This window comes from Paraburkholderia sp. BCC1886, from assembly GCF_900996245.1.
Classification (GTDB): domain Bacteria; phylum Pseudomonadota; class Gammaproteobacteria; order Burkholderiales; family Burkholderiaceae; genus Paraburkholderia.
In genome coordinates this window covers 85588-101890 of record NZ_CAAJGK010000046.1, presented here as the reverse complement: position 1 = coordinate 101890, position 16303 = coordinate 85588, and the positions used below count along the sequence as shown (strand labels likewise).

Annotated in this window: 13 protein-coding genes and 2 pseudogenes; 8 read left to right on the top strand and 7 right to left on the bottom strand. The window is 62.0% G+C overall.

Annotated elements, in window-relative coordinates; all coding sequences use genetic code 11:
• The first annotated feature begins 88 nt into the window (after positions 1-88).
• Entirely contained in the window at positions 89-562 is a 474-nt protein-coding gene (locus FQ746_RS15810) for a VOC family protein (RefSeq protein WP_144110304.1), read from the top strand.
• A 105-nt stretch (positions 563-667) separates the two neighbouring features.
• Positions 668-1012, top strand: coding sequence for a response regulator (locus FQ746_RS15805; protein WP_186310752.1), 345 nt, complete (start codon positions 668-670; stop codon positions 1010-1012).
• A 15-nt stretch (positions 1013-1027) separates the two neighbouring features.
• Here the strand turns inward: FQ746_RS15805 and FQ746_RS15800 are convergent, their stop codons facing one another.
• Together FQ746_RS15800 and FQ746_RS35230 are read right to left on the bottom strand one after the other, a co-directional pair.
• The gene (locus FQ746_RS15800; RefSeq protein ID WP_144110302.1) at positions 1028-1345 is read right to left on the bottom strand and encodes a hypothetical protein; all 318 of its coding nucleotides are present in this window, start codon (positions 1343-1345) and stop codon (positions 1028-1030) included.
• 146 nt (positions 1346-1491) lie between these two features.
• Positions 1492-1581 (bottom strand): annotated as a pseudogene (locus FQ746_RS35230) (peptidase); the annotation flags it as partial.
• A gap of 259 nt (positions 1582-1840) precedes the next feature.
• Between FQ746_RS35230 and FQ746_RS15790 the strand changes: the two are divergent.
• A pseudogene (locus FQ746_RS15790) lies at positions 1841-3313 on the top strand (collagen-like triple helix repeat-containing protein); the annotation flags it as partial.
• A gap of 506 nt (positions 3314-3819) precedes the next feature.
• Here FQ746_RS15790 and FQ746_RS15785 read toward each other — a convergent pair.
• Together FQ746_RS15785 and FQ746_RS15780 are read right to left on the bottom strand one after the other, a co-directional pair.
• Positions 3820-4083, bottom strand: a complete 264-nt coding sequence (locus FQ746_RS15785) for a DUF2934 domain-containing protein (protein WP_144110300.1) — start codon at positions 4081-4083, stop codon at positions 3820-3822.
• 252 nt (positions 4084-4335) lie between these two features.
• The gene (locus FQ746_RS15780; protein ID WP_144110299.1) at positions 4336-5007 is read right to left on the bottom strand and encodes a TetR/AcrR family transcriptional regulator; all 672 of its coding nucleotides are present in this window, start codon (positions 5005-5007) and stop codon (positions 4336-4338) included.
• Between the two features lie 148 nt (positions 5008-5155).
• On the opposite strand from FQ746_RS15780, the gene FQ746_RS15775 reads away from it, so the two are divergent.
• Entirely contained in the window at positions 5156-6448 is a 1293-nt protein-coding gene (locus FQ746_RS15775; protein WP_144110298.1) for an NAD(P)/FAD-dependent oxidoreductase, read from the top strand.
• Between the two features lie 39 nt (positions 6449-6487).
• Complete coding sequence (locus FQ746_RS15770) at positions 6488-6895, top strand: DUF3331 domain-containing protein (RefSeq protein ID WP_144110297.1); 408 nt, start codon at positions 6488-6490, stop codon at positions 6893-6895.
• A 16-nt stretch (positions 6896-6911) separates the two neighbouring features.
• Here FQ746_RS15770 and FQ746_RS15765 read toward each other — a convergent pair whose 3' ends face one another.
• Positions 6912-8099 (bottom strand): thiolase family protein, encoded by a 1188-nt coding sequence (locus FQ746_RS15765; RefSeq protein ID WP_144110296.1) that lies wholly within the window; start codon positions 8097-8099, stop codon positions 6912-6914.
• Positions 8100-8196: 97 nt separating this feature from the next.
• Here FQ746_RS15765 and FQ746_RS15760 point away from each other — a divergent pair, with 97 nt between their 5' ends.
• Positions 8197-8832 (top strand): TetR/AcrR family transcriptional regulator, encoded by a 636-nt coding sequence (locus tag FQ746_RS15760; RefSeq protein ID WP_144110295.1) that lies wholly within the window; start codon positions 8197-8199, stop codon positions 8830-8832.
• A 27-nt stretch (positions 8833-8859) separates the two neighbouring features.
• On the opposite strand, the gene FQ746_RS15755 is transcribed toward FQ746_RS15760, so the two are convergent.
• Both FQ746_RS15755 and FQ746_RS15750 read right to left on the bottom strand, forming a co-directional pair.
• On the bottom strand, positions 8860-9636 hold the full coding sequence (locus tag FQ746_RS15755) for an SDR family oxidoreductase (RefSeq protein ID WP_144110294.1): 777 nt from the start codon (positions 9634-9636) through the stop codon (positions 8860-8862).
• 467 nt (positions 9637-10103) lie between these two features.
• Positions 10104-11612 carry an efflux transporter outer membrane subunit gene (locus FQ746_RS15750; protein WP_144110293.1) on the bottom strand — a complete coding sequence of 503 codons (1509 nt, stop codon included), beginning with the start codon at positions 11610-11612 and terminating at the stop codon, positions 10104-10106.
• Between the two features lie 381 nt (positions 11613-11993).
• Here FQ746_RS15750 and FQ746_RS15745 point away from each other — a divergent pair, with 381 nt between their 5' ends.
• Positions 11994-13160, top strand: coding sequence for an efflux RND transporter periplasmic adaptor subunit (locus FQ746_RS15745; protein ID WP_144110292.1), 1167 nt, complete (start codon positions 11994-11996; stop codon positions 13158-13160).
• Entirely contained in the window at positions 13157-16270 is a 3114-nt protein-coding gene (locus FQ746_RS15740) for an efflux RND transporter permease subunit (protein ID WP_144110291.1), read from the top strand. The genes FQ746_RS15745 and FQ746_RS15740 overlap by 4 nt, the downstream gene beginning before the upstream one ends.
• Positions 16271-16303 lie beyond the last annotated feature (33 nt).

Sequence of the window (16303 nt, the reverse complement as noted above, 5' to 3'; positions counted from 1 at the left end):
TTTGAAAGGCGGCGGATACTCGGCGATACTTGCTTCCGTTGTGCTATCTGTTCGGGCCTGCTTCGATGGGTAAAAGGAGTTCTTCGAGATGACCACCAATACGATCTGCCTATGGTATGAACACGATGCGCAAGAGGCCGCCACCTTCTACGCGAAGACCTTCCCGCAGAGCAGCATTGGCGCGATCCACCACGCGCCGACGGATTATCCTGGCGGCAAAGCGGGCGACGCGATCACCGTCGAATTCACCGTTGTGGGTATACCCTGTATCGGCCTGAATGGCGGTTCGCAATTCAGGCACAGCGAGGCCTTTTCTTTCCAGATCGCAACCGGCGATCAGGAAGAGACCGACCGGTACTGGAACGCGATCGTTGGCAACGGCGGCCAGGAAAGCCACTGTGGATGGTGCAAGGACAAGTGGGGCATCAGTTGGCAGATCACGCCACGCGTGCTGACCGATGCGCTCGCGACAGGCGGCGACGTGGCGAGACGCGCGTTCGAGGCGATGATGCCGATGACGAAAATCGACGTCGCCACGATAGAAGCGGCGGTGCGCGGCTAGCTGATTCGGTCTTCGCCGGCGCAATGGATCCGGCCTGATCAAAAGTGGACCGACAGCACCTGAGGTATAGTCCTAGCTGACTCAAAAATGTTAAGGAGACGTGGCTTGAATGTCCTGTTTGTTGACGACAATCGTGCCTCGGCGGATGCATTGGCCGCTCTCGCGGTAACCATGGGACACCAGGCATCCGTTGCCTATGATGGTCACTCGGCGGCCGACATCGCTCGCACCACCGCTTTCGATCTTATCCTGCTCGATCTCAAGCTCGGGGAATCGGACGGTCGGGAGGTGTGCGCGAATATCCGGCGCGAAGGCGCCTCGCGGCATTCTCACATCCTTGCCATGACGGGCTACGTCGGATTGGAGCAGGGCGTGAGTCTCGGTGATTTCAACGGCTACGTGCTGAAGCCGTTACGTTTTGACCGGCTCGAAGACCTGTTGACGGGATAAATACCGGTCTTCGGACTAATGCAGCACGGCCTCTTCGGGGGCGGCGACACACTGCAAACCGTCCTCTGCGGCCGCGAGTTCCAGCTTCAGTCTTGCCGCGGCCAGCGCGCGCAAAACATCCGCGTCGATAATCAGTTCGTCCACCGCCATCAACATCAGGTCGGGATAATCGCGGAACTGCGCGAGCCGCGCGAGTTGCCCCTGCATGTCGCAGCAAAGCTGCCTGACTTCGTCGTTGATGCTCGCGGGTGAAACCGCCCGGCCCGGCGACATGCAATCCTCCAGTCCTCCAGTGGCCAGAATTTCCAGAAGGGCCGTCTGATATCTGCTCATCGTTAATCTGCCTCGTCACAAGTGCATTCACTTTAGCTCGTAACCAGACAGGCAATTTCTGGAATAGCCACGCCAAACCGGCCTTATTCACCCGCTTCGCTGGTTGGCGCGAAGAGGGCGGTTCGATGGCGGATCAACGCGTCGTGCGATACATAGCCATTGCCTACCCAATACTCCGCCTGCGCGCTTTGCGAAGGCCCGGTGGTGCCACTCTGCCAGAGCTCCGGTTGCACCAGCGATTCGGAAGAATTGCGCGACGCATGGATGCCGAGGAAGGTGATGAGAAATCAACGGCGGCACGTTACGTTACGCGGCCCTGTGCAGCTGAGGTGTTCCGGGACACGTCGAACGTCGGGAACGGGGTCGGGTTTTTTAACGGATTTTCAAGTGATTGATTTTGCAAGGATAAACCAAACTCATACTGCCGCTTTAAAAATGGCATAGGCCTTGCAGTTGGTCTCCCCCACACACTTCAAACTACGGGGGACCCAAACCATGAAGACTACTTTTAAACCGACGGCAATCGCCCTCTGCGTGGCGTCGATGATCGCGTTGACCGGATGCGGAAGCACGTTGACCTCGCCGGGTCTGCAGAGCGGCGGCGGAGGTGGGGTGACGCCGACTCCGACACCGACACCGACGCCCACTCCGACGCCAACCCCAACGCCTACTCCGACGCCGACGCCCACACCGACGCCGACTCCGACGCCCACCAGCGCGAACCCGATCGGCACGGTCGTGCAGAACGGCGGCAACGTCGTCACCGCCGCTGGACAGACCGTCTCCGCCATCGGCAACCAGATCGGTCTCACGCCGATTCCGGGTGCGAATGCGGCGACTACGTCGTCGCTGGGCGGCGTGGTCTCGAATCTCGGCAACGGCGTTACAGCTGTTGGGACCGGGCTGGCGAATGGCCTCGGCCAGCTCGGCAACTCGACCGATCCGCTCGGAACGACGCTTGCGAGCAGCGGCAACCTCGTTTATGACGCAGGTCAGGCCGTCAACAGCGCAGGCCAACTCGTGACGAGCCTGGGCTCCGGACCGACGGCGCCGCTCGCACCGCTCACGACACCGCTGGGCGGCGCGGTTTCCACGCTCGGCAACGCCGTCAGTGGAATCGGCACTCAGCTTACGTCGCAACTGACCACCGGGCCGATCCAGCAGGTTACGCAAACCCTCAGCACCGCGATTACGCCGATCACTACCACGGTCGCGCAGACGACGCAGACTGTCGGCGATACCACCGGCCTCGGTGCGCCTCTGAACGGTCTGCTCTCGCAACTCGGCGGCGGCTTGGGTACGGCGGGCGCCACGATCAGCTCGGCTACGGGCAATGCGATCGGCCAGAACCTCGGCAACGTGGTGACGAAGCTTGGCAACACGGTGACCTCAGCGGGTGGCCTGCTCACCGCGGGTAGCGCGAGCAGCGGTAATCCGCTGGCTCCGTTGACGGGGCTGCTGTCGTCGTTGCCTTCGACGCTGACTGGCGGACTTGCTGGCGGCAGCAATCCGCTGGCACCGTTGACCAGCATCCTGACGTCGTTGCCTGGCACGTTGAGCGGTGGGTTGAGCAGCGGCAGCAATCCTTTGTCGCCGGTCACCAGCCTGTTGACTTCGTTGCCCGCAACGCTGAGCGGTGGCTTGAGCAGCGGTAGCAATCCTTTGTCGCCGGTCACCAGCCTGTTGACCTCGTTGCCCGCAACGTTGAGCGGCGGCTTGAGCAGCGGCAGCAATCCTTTGTCGCCAGTCACCAGCCTGTTGACTTCGTTGCCCGCAACGCTGAGCGGCGGTTTGAGCAGCGGCAGCAATCCTTTGTCGCCGGTCACCAGCCTGTTGACCTCGTTGCCCGCAACGCTGAGCGGCGGCTTGAGCAGTGGTAGCAATCCTTTGTCGCCGGTCACCAGCCTGTTGACTTCGTTGCCCGCAACGCTGAGCGGTGGTTTGAGCAGCGGCAGCAATCCGCTCGCACCCGTCACCGGTGTATTGACCACCGTCACTGGCGGCCTGGGTGGCGCAGCCATCAGCGGCAATCCGCTCGCACCGGTTACGTCAGCGGTCACGACTATCACCAGCACGCTGACGGGCACGCTGAACACGGCGGCGACCAGCGGATCGGGCGGCACCATCAATCCGGCGGCCCCGGTCACCGGTTTGCTGACGACCGTTTCCGGCACACTGACCACGACGTTGAACACGGTCGGTACCTCGACGGGCGGTTTGCTCGGCGGCCTCAACGGCCTGGCGTCGAAGAAATAGTCACAGGCAACGGCGTGAGCCAGGAGCGCCGAAGGGGACGGCGAGCCGGGTCGAACCGGCTCGCCAGAGATTTTTGAAAGACCTACTCACTCGCGGCGCCAGCCGGGGCCATTACGCCTGAAGCGCTCTGACAGGCGGCTCTTGCGGGCACGTCATACACGTCGTCCGAAAAAGCACGCCTTGCTGCCTGCCGAGCAGAGCGCGCGATCAGTCTCGCGCTAACGCTGCTTGCCTTTGAGAGGCTCTGACTCGTCCACGGAAAGATCTTGCAACTGATCTTCGGGCGCAAGCCGCCCACCGCGCTCGCGGTCTGACGATTGGTCCGCACCGCCTTGCGGCCCGTCGGACTGATCGTCGCCTTCAGCTTCGATCTGCCGCTGTGCCTCGTCCCAATGCTTTTGAGCGTCACCGTCGGACGACGGATCGTTTTCCCAGATGTGATACGCGCGAGTACGGATGCGGGTTTCGAGATCACTTGCCATACCGATGCTCCATCAAAAGTCCGCGAAGAGTGGCTGGTGAAGCTGGCGGAGTACAACGGCGCACTCGCCGGCATCGTATTTGTCAGTTGCCCGATGCAATTGCATCGGGTGCCCAATCTGCCGCGGCTGTTCCTGCGATTGAAAACCACGCCTTTTCAAACGTGGGGCGTGACTCTAGCAGCAAGCGATGTTCCACTTCGGGGACTAAGCGCATGAGAAGGGGGACGAATCTCCACCCTGCGGTTGAGAGCTTCAGCCGAGCATGGCCAGAGCTGTTGTCAGAACGGCCCGCTTGAATTCCTTCGCGCGCCGCGGCAACGAAGAAAACGGACTCAGCACCTGGCTATAAGCGACCGTTTTGCTGATGGCATTGGCGAGCATCATGAACAGGATGTCGGGATCCTGCCGCGCAAGCGCTCCCACTTCGATCGCGTCGATCAGCAACGGGACGAAGGCGTCGCGAAACGGGCGCACCACGCGCTCGATCAACAGTTCGAGCCGTTCTCCACTTTCGGTTGCCGCGGTCGAAAAAAACCGGCCGACGTCCGGCGTCAGAAACACCTGATCGATCAGAATCGACACGGCCTGCTCGACGCGCGCATGCGATGTCAAACCGGGCGTTTCACGCAACGCGGCGGTCCTTTCGACCATGCTGGCGGCTTCCTCGGCGATCTGGTCCACCACGGCGATCCACAGCGCTTCCTTAGAACCGAAATGATGCGCAACCAGTGCGGGATCCACGCCCGATGCCCTTGCGATTTCGCGCACGCTGGTCGCTTCGTAACCGCTTCTTGCGAACGCCGCGCGGGCGCTGCGAAGTAATGCCTCGGCGCCGCTCGCATCGCTGCACGCCGGACGGCCACGCGGCCGGCGCGACGAAGACGTGGTCGTGGCGTGCGGGGATCGATCTTCAGGGTGTTTCATCGGTGAGGGGAGAACGTGTTGCAAAAAGCCCTGATTTTAGCGGCTGAAATACGCCGACAACCGGCCTGGATCGCCGCACTAAGGGTTTGACATGACATCGGCGAAACTTTAGTATCGCATTAATTCATCACTCGTAGAATATTCGACCATGAGCAAGACCACCCGGATCGTCATCGTGGGCGGCGGTATTGCTGGACTGCTGCTTGCGACCAGATTGGGCAACACGCTCGGGCGCAGTGGCCGCGCCGAGATCACGTTGATCGACAAAAGTCCGACGCACATCTGGAAGCCAATGCTGCACACGATCGCGGCGGGCACACGCGATGTCCAGCAGCAACAGGTCATCTATCTTGCTCATGCGCGCGACCACGGCTTCAACTATCAGCCAGGCGAGATGGAAGGGCTGGATCGCACTGCGCGCTTCGTCAAGCTGGGCGCGCTCCATTCGAAGTCGGGCGAAGTCGTGATGGGCCCGCGCACGGTCGGGTACGACGTGTTGATTCTTGCTCTCGGCAGTCGCGCCAACGACTTCGGCACGCCCGGCGTGCTCGATCATTGTCACTTCATCGACAGCCAGGCGCAGGCCGATGCGTTCAACGAAGCACTACGTGTGCGCATATTTCAGAGCGTCGTCAACAAGAGCCCGTTACGCGTGTCGATCGTCGGTGCCGGCGCGACCGGCGTCGAACTGGCGGCGGAATTAAGCCGCCTGCTCGAAGTGGCGTCGAGTTACGGCGACCCCCATATCCGTTCGCGTCTGAATCTCACGCTCTACGAAAGCGGCCCGCGCATACTCGCGGCGTTTCCGCCGACGGTGTCGGCATCCAGTCAGGCCCAGTTGCAACATATCGGCTTCACCGTGCGAACGGGCACCCGAGTGACGGCGGCCGAACCCGACGGACTCCGGCTGGGCGACGGCAGTTTGCAGCCGGCGGATCTGATGGTTTGGGCGGCCGGAGTCAAGGCACCCGACTTTCTCGGCAAACTCGAAGGTATCGCGAGCAACCGTTCCGGCCAGATCGCCATCAAGCCAACGCTGCAGACACAAGACGACGACACGCTGTTCGCGCTGGGCGATTGCTCGACGTTGACGCTCGAGGGCAACGAGCGTCCTCTCGCCCCCACCGCGCAAGTGGCCACGCAACAGGCGCAGCATCTGGCGAAGCATCTGCCGGCCTGGCTCGACGGCGGCGCGTTGCCGGAGTTCGCATTTCACGACTTCGGCTCGCTGGTCTCGCTCAGCGACTACAACGCGTTCGGCACGCTCGGGCAGTTTGGTTTCTTTCGTGGCGGCTTTATCAAAGGCCGATTCGCGCAGCTCAGTCACGCGATGCTCTACCGGCAGCACCAGCAGGCGTTGCACGGTTTCGGCAAGTCGATGGCGCTGTGGACCGCCGAGCGTATCAACGGTCTCGTTCAGCCAAAGATACGGCTGATCTAGGCATCACTCACTCATGACGGAGTTCCGATGGATCGATGCGTGACGAGCCACCTGGCCTGGCAGCGCACGGTTGGCCAACTCGATGCGGGATGCGCGCAGCAGTTGACGGCCCGAGTCAGACGTATCGTCGATTCGCAGCGCCCGGGCAGTTTGCCGGTCCGGGTCGGCGGCATTGCGGTCGCGCTGCTCGACCGGCCCAGTCCCCGAACGGTCACGGTCTCGTGGAGCGACCCGCGTGGATGTAAATACGGCGAACAGGTCTGGCGCACGGCGACCGCAAAGCGCTCGGGTGTCTGCGCGCTGAGCGGGCAGAGCATCGTCAGAGGCGCTCCGATCTATCGCCCTACCAAGGTCGAGCCGCCTCCGGCCAACGCCGATGCGATGATTCTTGCAACGGTCGTCGACACCGCGTTCGCCGATCCCCTCGTTGCCGGAACCGACAGTTGAGGCCGTCTGCGCACGGTCACAGAATTTCGAGCGCGAGAGCAATGCCCTGGCCGCCGCCGATACACAGTGTGACGATGCCACGCCTGAGTCCGTCGCGCTGCATCGAGTGAATCAGTCGCGTCGTTAGAACGGCGCCGGTTGCGCCGATGGCGTGACCATGTGCGATAGCGCCGCCCTCGACGTTGACGATATCGTCGGGGATGCCGAGGCTTTTGATGACTGCGAGCGGAACCGCGGCAAACGCTTCGTTGATTTCGAAGCGCTCGACATCGGGCAGACGCCATCCTGCCCGTTCGAGCGCGAGTTGCACCGCCGGCACCGGAGCAATACCGAAGATGCCGGGCTCGACCGCACTAACGCCAAAAGAAACAAGCCGGGCGGCCGGGCGAACCCCGATCTGTTCCGCGACGGAGCGTTCGAGAACGATTGTCGCCGCTGCTCCCGAGTTCAAGCCCGGCGCATTGCCGGCCGTGATGGTCCCCTCGGAGCGGAATGCCGGCTTCAGTTTCGACAGAATCTCGAATGTGGTTTCGGGTCGCGGCTGCTCGTCTTTTGAGAACTGCCGGACACCTTTCTTCTCCTTGAGATCGAGCGAGACGATCTCAGCCTGAAAATGACCGGCAGCCATCGCCGCAGCAAATCGAGATTGCGAACGTTCGGCCCATCGGTCCTGCGCCTCGCGCGTGAGCCCCGCTTCCTTGACCAGGTCTTCGGTGTGCCAACCGGAGTGTTCTCCTGAGAACGCGTCGTTCAGGCCGTCAAACAACATACTGTCGATCACTTCGGCATTGCCCATCCGGTAGCCCCAGCGCGCTTGAGGCAGGAGATAGGGCGCGCGGTCCATGTTTTCCATTCCGCCGGCGATCGCTATCCGCGCGGAGCCGATAGCGATTTCCATTGCCGCCGACACGATCGCCTGAGCACCGGACCCGCAAACCCGGTTGACCGTCATGGCAGGTGACGACACGGGAATGCCGGCGGTTATTGCCGCCTGACGCGCCGGATTCATGCGGTTGCCGGCCTGAATGACATTGCCGAGTACCACGGTGTCGATGGCCGATGGGGAAAGCTCCGCGCGCCGGATGCTCTCGCGAACTGCGGCCGCGCCGAGTTCCGTTGCAGGGGTATCTTTCAGCGAACCGTTGTAGGCGCCGATTGCGGTGCGCACGGGCGCGGCCAGTACGATTTGCGTGGATCCAAACATGGCGTTTCTCCTGGTGAATGTGTCGTACGTTTGCAAAGTTACTTAGCTGTCGATATGTAACTCGCCGTCATCCGGAGATTGGGCGATAATCCCGGTCATGAAAAAGAACGCTCCCTCTGCTCCCGAAACGTCGACGTCAGGCTTGCGCGGAAGTGTGGAACACGAACGGCATAGTCAGATCATCGCGGCGGCCGACGAGCATTTCCGCCTCTACGGCTACCGTAAAACGTCGGTTGCGGATCTCGGTAAGGCCATCGGCGTTTCCAGCACCTATCTCTACCGCTTTTTCAGTTCGAAGCAAGCCATCGGCGAGGCCGTTTGCACGACGGTCCTGAACCGGATGGAAAACGAGTTGCGCCGGGTAGTCGACGGTCCAGGCACGGCGACCCAGCGCTTACGCCGCTTCATGCAACTCACGCTGCAACGCAGCCTCGAAATCTTCTTCGACGGAACCCGTCTGCACGAACTGGTCGTATCCGCCATGGAAGAATCGTGGAAGACCGCGACCGCTCATGAGGCGGAGTTGTTAGCCATGACGCGCGAACTGGTAAAAGCGGGTCGCGAGACCGGTGAGTTCGAGCGCAAGACGCCGCTCGACGAGGTGGCATCGGGCATCTCCGAAGCGCTTCGCTTATTCGCCCATCCAGTCGCTCTCCAATACAGGCCGCGCGAGGAACTCGAGGCGGCGCTCGCCGCTGTCGCAAGTCTCGTTTTGCGGAGTCTGGCGCCGTAGATTCCGAGTCGACCATTGCCGCCGGGTTCATTGCGCAACGGGTCCGTCCTGCTGTGGTCGCACGGCAGAAAACGGCCACCCGCCATTGAAGTCGATCACGGCTCCAGTCAGAAACCGCGCCTGAGTCGATGCCAGAAAACCGACAAGTTCTCCGATTTCGTCCGGACGTCCCAAGCGTCCGGCCGGCACGGTAGTAGACACGTAGTCGCGGCCCTCAGGACTATCGACAAAAATCGAGCGAGGGTAGTAGGCCTCGCTGTACAGGTAGTTCGGCGCAATCGCGTTCACGGCGACTTCGTGTGGAGCAAGTTCGACGGCAAGCGATCTGACCAGCGCATTGGCTGCGGCGCGCGCCATGTCTGGAATCGCGCCTCCGGGAATCGGAGCAAGCGTGCGACAGGATGTGATCATCACGATGTTGCCGCCTTGCTGCGCCTTGAAATACGGAATTGCCGCCCGGATCAAACGGAAAGGGTCGACCACGAGCCGTTCGAGGGTCGCGCGCAGATCCTCTACGGATGCGCTCCCGGTTGGATTTTGCACGGCGGGGTAGTGGTCGTTGCTAACGATCGCCGTGATTACTTCTCCAGTCTCCCAAGCCGCCGACGCGAGCGACTCGACATCTTCGGCCAGCAATAACTCCGCGCCTGGATGCGCCGCACTGAATTCGCTCCACGAGGTGGCTACGTCGAAACAGCGATCGTGGACGAGTACACGGAAGCCGGCCTTCGTCAGCGCATCGACCGATGGTGGTCCCGCATATCCGGTAACGTTGGTAACAAGGACCGTTGGTTGTCGAGCCATGGAGGTGCACCGGAAGTTAATCGCAGGGAAGCACGAAGGTTCTGAATGTGTATATGCACAAGATAGTGCATGAAAACAGATCGCGCTACAAAAAACCCTGCATTTAATAGGTGATTCGGTGTGCAATCGCTCGCGGCCACTCATCGTTTCAGTCGACCACGTACACCGGCGGCGAATAGGAACTTGGCACAAATTCCCGCCGACGCCCCGACGCGGAGCGGCTGGTGTTGCCATTGCCATACGACGCAGAGCCGTTCGCCTTTGCAGTAGTTCCAGGGCTTTCAGAAGTCCCGGACGGCGTAGTGTCAATGGACGGTGGCTCGACCGTGGCCTTAGCGGCGGGTGACGCGGTTTGCGCGTGTGCAGCGCAGATCGCGATAGTCGAGAGTAACGCGATCAATGCTTTTGCGTGGGTTTTCATATCAGTCCCGTTCGATGTGGATTAAGCGTGCAGCCTGTCGTCAGCCTTAAAACCGGGCTTCTTCGATCACCTTCATCTCGGCTCGTCTGCTGCCGGAAGAGTCCGCATCCCAGCCGCCGCCGAGTGCCTTGAACGAGGCGATAGCCGAACGCGCGGTGGCGGATTGCGCGAGAATCCGCGCTTCCTGTATCTGTTGAAGCTGCGCGTCGGCTTGAATGACGTCGAGCTGGCTGTTTCTGCCGTTGTGGTAGCCGGCAGCCGTGGAAGCGCGTGCTTTGGCGAGGGACGATTCGCCGTCCTTCAGGATGCCGGTTTGCCTGTCGTACCCGGCGAGGGCCGAGAACGCGTTCTCCACATCTGCGCTGGCCTGGAGAACGCTTTGACGATAAGCGGCGAGCGCTTCTGCGTTGCGTCCGCGTGCGGCCTTGACCTCGGCGTCGACGCGCCCGAAATCGAACAGTCGCCAACGCAGCCCGAAAGCGCCGAGCGCCTCATTCGCGGGAGACTCGAACAGATGACCGCCGACCGTGGTGGTCGAGCCGGCAAGGGCGGACAGCGAGAACTTCGGGTAATAGTCGGACAGCGCTTCGCCGATCCGCGCATTCGACGCGGCGAGGTGTCGCTCCGCCACGAGTATGTCGGGGCGACGACGCAGCAGTTCGGCCGGGCCGGTGGCCGTATCGATAGCGGGCGCATCGGGGATGGGTGCTATGGCATCGAGATCCGGGTCGGGGGTGCCGGGATTTCGTCCCATCAAGACATCCAGCGCGTTGCGGGCGTTTATCAGACCCGCTTGCAACGCGGGTACGGAAGCCGAAGTGACCGCGAGGGCGCCCTGTGCCTGGCGAAGTTGCAGGTCGGGCGCGAGACCTCGCGCGGCAAGCAGGCCGACGAGGCGCACACGTTCCTGCTGGGTAGCCGTTTCCTGCTGGGCTAACTGCAGCCTCGCCTGCAACGTACGGGTGAGCACGTAGGTATCGGCCGTCGATGAGATGACTTCTAGCCGCGCGGCCACCATTGCCGCCTGAGAACCTTCGTAGTCTGCCCGCGCGGCCTCGGCACTGCGGCGCAAGCCGCCTGCGAGATCGATCTCCCACGTCGCGCCGGCCGCGACGTCGTATTTGTACGTGTTGCGGTTGTAGTCGGGCAGGGACGCGGCTTGCGCGGCGACGTTGGGGTCTTCCAGTGACAGGTGTGCGCGTGCAGCCTGGGCATTCAGGTCCGCAGAGGGCAACAGTGCAGAGCGGGCGCTCTCGACGCCTGCCCGCACTTCATCGACACGGGCCATGGCCTGCGCCAGATCGAGATTCTGCGCGAGCGCCACCTCGATGACGCGATTCATTTCAGGATCGTCGAAGCCTTGCCACCATGCAGAGAGCGAAGGAGCGCGCTGCTGTGTAGCTCTGCTCGCTACGTCGCCCGCATTCACGAAACTGGCTGGCAACGAAACCGTTGGGCTGTGGTAGTCGGGACCGACTGCGCATCCCGCAAGCAGGATGGCGGCAGCAGAGACTGCCGCCGCCGGGATAGTGCTGAATTTGAGCGATGCGGGCATGGTGAGTGGACTGGAGAAATAAGAGTTACAGTTTCAACAAATGATAACTCGTTGTCAATGTCTGATTTCACTCGTGTGTTACGTCATGGGCAAGACGTCGAGCCAGTCTCACGGGTCTTGATTTCGAATCAGCCTGCCAGTTCGGGTATGAATGATTCAATCAGATTATCGCTTGATGTGCAGCTTATCGTCATATCAGCTATGAAGGAATGAAGTCGTTCCTGAGCGATGCCCCCTAGTTGCAATGCGAGAAGTGACTGCTAGTGGTCACAGGCTTCACGGTGTGAATTCTGATCCAGTGAGTTGCTAAGTTACGAATTGACAAATACGTAATGTAACAACAGAATGCCGCTTTCTTTCATTCCTGGACGGAGTGCCATCATGCATAGGTACGTTCTGCACCGCGCTGCGGCGCTTGGCGTCGTCGGGGTACTTGCCGGTTGCGGCCAGTCGAACACGGCCGATCCGAGAACCGGCCCACCGCTCGTCGAGTCCTATACGGTTCAGCCCGCGGGCACGGCCGAACGCAGCTTCACGGGCGTGATCGCCGCGCGCGTCGAAAGCGATCTGGGGTTCCGGGTCGGCGGCAAGATCATTCAGCGTTTCGTCGATGTCGGACAGCATGTGCATCGCGGCGATCCGCTCATGCGTCTCGATCCAGACGATCTGTCGCTGGGCGTCACGGCGCAGCAGGGCGCCGTGGAAGCGGCCCGTGCGCGCTCGGTGAAGGCCGACGCCGACCTTGCCCGGCTTCAGGGGCTCGTGCAGCAGGGCGCGGTATCCGCGCAGGACTACGACCTCGCTGTCGAGGCGGCCCGAAGTGCCAGGGCGCAGCTCGACGCCGCGCAGGCCCAGTCGGGCCTCGCACGCAATGCCGATCAGTACGCCCTGCTTCGGGCCGATGTAGACGGTGTCGTGCTGAGTCGCCAAGCCGACGCGGGGCAGGTCGTGAATGCCGGGCAAACCGTCCTCGTGGTCGCACAGGATGGTCCGCGCGAGGCGTTCGTCACCTTGCCGGAAATGGTCCGCCCTTCGCTCGGCTCGGATGCGACGGCGACGCTTTACGGTGACGGCAAAGCGACCTACCCGGCAAGGCTGCGCGAGCTTTCGCATTCCGCCGATCCGCTTACGCGTACCTATGCAGCCCGTTACGTGCTGAGCGGTGACGCTGCGGATGCGCCATTCGGCGCGACGGTCACGGTCAACCTTCCGCAAGCGGCCAACACGAACGCCATGACCGTGCCGCTCGGTGCGATTCTGGATCGCGGCCGCGGTCCGGGCGTCTGGCTCATCGGAGCCGACGAGCATTTGACGTATCGCGCAGTTCAGGTGAGTTCGGCCGGCGCCGAGACGGCGACCGTGACCGCAGGTCTTGCCGCTGGGCAGAAGATCGTTGCGCTCGGCGCGCATCAGCTGAACGACGGCGAGCAGATCCGGGTCGCCTCGCAACAGTGGACCGACGCGAGTGCCAGCGGGACTGCCGACGCGGGTGCCGACGCGGGTACCGACGCGAAAACAGGCGCCGGTGCGCAAGGGGACAGTCAATGAGCGGCTTCAACCTCTCTGCTGTCGCGGTGCGCGAGCGCGCGGTCACGCTGTTTCTGATCATTGCGCTGGTTCTGACCGGCGTCCTGACGTTCCTGAAACTCGGGCGCGCGGAAGATCCGGCCTTCACGGTGAAGGTGTTGACCGTCACCGCCGTCTGGCCGGGCGCGACCGCGCAGGAAATGCAGGACCTCGTCGCAGAGCCGCTCGAGAAGCGAATGCAGGAACTGGACTGGTACGACCGCGTCGAGACCATCACGCGGCCGGGACTCGCGCTCATGCAACTGACGCTGAAAGACACGACTCCGCCCAAAGATGTGCCCGAGCAGTTCTATCAGGCGCGTAAAAAACTGAGCGACGAAAGTTCCAAACTGCCGCAGGGCGTGCTGGGTCCGTTCGTCAACGACGAATACTCCGACGTGACGTTCGCGCTATACGCACTCGAGGCGCCTGACCTGCCTGCGCGACTGCTCACGCGTGAAGCCGAGAGTATCCGTCAGGACATGTTGAAGGTGCCGGGCGTGAAGAAGGTGACGATACTCGGCGAGCGACCCGAGCGCATCTTCGTGAACTTCTCGTATGCGCGCCTCGCTAATCTCGGTGTCAATCCTGCCGACGTCTTCGCGGCGCTGCAAAAGGAGAATGCGGTGACGCCCGCCGGGTCGATCGATACGAACGGCCCGCAGGTTTATGCGCGGCTGGACGGTGCACTGAACGACCTGCAGAAAATTCGCGATACGCCTATCGTCGCGAAGGGGCGCACGCTCAAGCTCTCGGATATTGCGGAAGTGTCGCGCGGTTACGAAGACCCGGCAACTTCTCTGATTCGTCACAACGGCGTGCCCTCGCTTGCGCTCGGCGTGGTGATGCAGGACGGCTGGAACGGACTGGAACTGGGCAAGTCGCTGCAACAGGAGCAGACGAAGGTTTCGGCCTCACTGCCGGTCGGCTACCGGTTCAGCAAGATTACCGACCAGGCCGTCAATATCGCCGATGCCGTCGACGAATTCATGTTGAAGTTCTTCGTCGCGCTCGGCGTGGTGATGCTGGTGAGCATCGTGAGTCTTGGCTGGCGCGTGGGGATCGTGGTGGCTGCCGCGGTACCGCTTACGCTTGCCGTGGTGTTCGTGATCATGAGTCTGACCGGACGTATTTTCGACCGGATTACGCTCGGGGCGCTCATCATCGCGCTGGGGCTGCTGGTCGACGACGCGATCATCACCATCGAGATGATGGTGGTCAAAATGGAAGAGGGCTACGACCGGGTCAAGGCGGCGACGTACTCGTGGAATCACGTGGCGCCCGCGATGCTGGCCGGCACGCTGACGATCGTGATCGGCTTCACGCCCGTGGGTTTTGCGCGTTCGACGGCAGGTGAGTACGCGGGCAACATTTTCTGGATCGTGGCGTTCGCGCTGCTCACATCGTGGTTGGGGGCGCAGACGTTTACGCCGTATCTCGGTGTCAAACTGCTGCCCGCCATCAAGCCGCTCGCGCATGGCTATGACTCGATCTATCACACGCCGAACTACGAGCGTATGCGGCGGCTAATCAGGAAAGGCGTGGATCACAAGTTCTGGGTGGCGGGCACGGTGGTCGTGCTGTTCGTGCTGTCGATCCTCGGCATGGGCGTGGTCAAACAGCAGTTCTTCCCGGAGTCGGACCGTCCCGAGGTGCTGGTCGAAGTGCAGATGCCGGAAGGCACGAGTATCGAGGCGACGCAGAAGGCCACGATCGAAGTCGAGCAGTGGCTCAAAAAGCAGCCGGAAGCGAAGGTCGTGACCAGCTACATCGGGCAGGGCGCGCCGCGCTTTTTCCTCGCCTACAACCCTGAGTTGCCCGACCCGTCGTTCGCGAAGATCATCGTGCTCACGCCCGACGCCAACACGCGTGAGACGCTGAAATTGCGGATGCGCAAAGCCGTCGCCGACGGTCTCGCGCCCGGTGCGCGCGTTCGGGTGACGCAACTGGTTTTCGGCCCATATACGCGCTTTCCGGTGGAGTTCCGTGTAATGGGTCCCGACGAAACGCAGGTACGGGCCGTTGCGCAACGCGTGTTCGCAGTCATGCAGGCTAACCCGCACATGCGTCAGGTGAATCAGGACTGGGCGGAGCGGGTGCCGACGTTGCACTTCGTGCTCGACCAGGACCGGTTGCAGCAGATGGGGTTGAGTTCCGGGGATGCCTCGCAACAGATTCAGTTCCTGCTCACGGGCATTCCGGTCACGCAGGTTCGCGAGGATATCCGTACGGTCGAGATCGTGGCTCGCAGCGGCGGCGACACCCGTCTCGACCCATCGAAGATGCAGGGCATGAACCTGGTGAATCACGATGGCCGGGTCGTGCCGATCAGCCAGATCGGGCACATCGAAATGCGTCCGGAAGACCCCATCCTCCATCGTCGCGACAGACTGTCGACGATTACGGTGCGCGGCGATATCGACGAGAAGATGCAGCCGCCACAAGTGTCGATGGAAGTGATGCGGCAGTTGCAGCCGATCATCGCGTCGCTGCCGCCTGGCTACAAGATCGAGATGGGCGGTAATATCGAAGAGGCGGGCAAGGCCAATGCAGCGCTCGCGCCGATCTTCCCCGTCATGCTGGTGCTGATTCTGCTGGTGCTGATCGTTCAGACGCGCTCTTTCCCGACGATGGCGATGGTGTTCCTCACAGGCCCGCTCGGGATTATCGGCACGGTGGCGACGTTACTGCTGTTCCACCAGCCGTTCGGCTTCAACGCGATTCTCGGGCTGATTGGTCTTGCCGGTATCCTGATGCGTAACACGCTGATTCTGATCGAGCAGATTCGCAACAACGTGCACGACGAGAAGATGGAGCCGTACCACGCCGTGGTGGAAGCGACGGTCCAGCGTGCGCGCCCGGTGCTGCTGACGGCGATGGCGGCAGTGCTCGCGTTCATTCCATTGACGACGTCCGTGTTCTGGGGATCGATGGCCTATACGCTAATTGGCGGGACGGCGGTGGGTACCGTGTTGACGCTGGTGTTTCTGCCGGCCCTGTACGCCATCTGGTTCAAGGTGAAGCCACCGGCTGCGGGTGAAGAGGCGGGTGAGGTTGTGCAAGACAGCCCCACGCCCCAAGCGGGAATCTGAGACCTGACGCAACAGCGAACGTGCGCCGATGCC

Excerpts from the sequence above, each read along its gene's own strand:
- FQ746_RS15810 (WP_144110304.1), top strand. The coding sequence starts at position 89 with ATGACCACCAATACGATCTGCCTATGGTATGAACACGATGCGCAAGAG.
- FQ746_RS15800 (WP_144110302.1), bottom strand. The coding sequence starts at position 1,345 with ATGAGCAGATATCAGACGGCCCTTCTGGAAATTCTGGCCACTGGAGGA.
- FQ746_RS15785 (WP_144110300.1), bottom strand. The coding sequence starts at position 4,083 with ATGGCAAGTGATCTCGAAACCCGCATCCGTACTCGCGCGTATCACATC.
- FQ746_RS15780 (WP_144110299.1), bottom strand. The coding sequence starts at position 5,007 with ATGAAACACCCTGAAGATCGATCCCCGCACGCCACGACCACGTCTTCG.
- FQ746_RS15775 (WP_144110298.1), top strand. The coding sequence starts at position 5,156 with ATGAGCAAGACCACCCGGATCGTCATCGTGGGCGGCGGTATTGCTGGA.
- FQ746_RS15765 (WP_144110296.1), bottom strand. The coding sequence starts at position 8,099 with ATGTTTGGATCCACGCAAATCGTACTGGCCGCGCCCGTGCGCACCGCA.
- FQ746_RS15760 (WP_144110295.1), top strand. The coding sequence starts at position 8,197 with ATGAAAAAGAACGCTCCCTCTGCTCCCGAAACGTCGACGTCAGGCTTG.
- FQ746_RS15755 (WP_144110294.1), bottom strand. The coding sequence starts at position 9,636 with ATGGCTCGACAACCAACGGTCCTTGTTACCAACGTTACCGGATATGCG.
- FQ746_RS15750 (WP_144110293.1), bottom strand. The coding sequence starts at position 11,612 with ATGCCCGCATCGCTCAAATTCAGCACTATCCCGGCGGCGGCAGTCTCT.
- FQ746_RS15745 (WP_144110292.1), top strand. The coding sequence starts at position 11,994 with ATGCATAGGTACGTTCTGCACCGCGCTGCGGCGCTTGGCGTCGTCGGG.
- FQ746_RS15740 (WP_144110291.1), top strand. The coding sequence starts at position 13,157 with ATGAGCGGCTTCAACCTCTCTGCTGTCGCGGTGCGCGAGCGCGCGGTC.